At 57.1% G+C, this 312-nt stretch carries 1 pseudogene; it reads left to right on the plus strand.

Going from position 1 to position 312, the window contains the following annotated elements:
- Positions 1-312 (plus strand): annotated as a pseudogene (locus tag D7D25_RS18135) (hypothetical protein); the annotation flags it as partial.

The raw sequence follows: 312 nt of genomic DNA on the forward strand, positions 1-312 counted from the left end.
ATCTCCCTGCTCAGGTTGAAAGAGATCCCTCCGGCAGAATACCAACCCTATTATCTGGGATGGAATGCCCGCTCTTCGCCTTCAGCACCGTTCCACGGCCTGCACCATCCCAACGGAGGGGTCAAGAAAGTGGCCATAGACGAAGACCGGCTACGCCTCGGTTCGTTTACCCTTCCCAATAATTACCAGGCTGAACCCAACTCCTTTTGGGAAGTAGGGGCATGGGATACCGGAGCCACCGAAGGGGGATCCTCGGGTTCGCCACTCATCGACAGGGAAAAAAGGGTATTGGGCACCCTTACCGGAGGGGCG

The sequence above is a fragment of the Proteiniphilum sp. X52 genome, from assembly GCF_003712195.1.
In the GTDB taxonomy this organism is placed as follows: domain Bacteria; phylum Bacteroidota; class Bacteroidia; order Bacteroidales; family Dysgonomonadaceae; genus Proteiniphilum.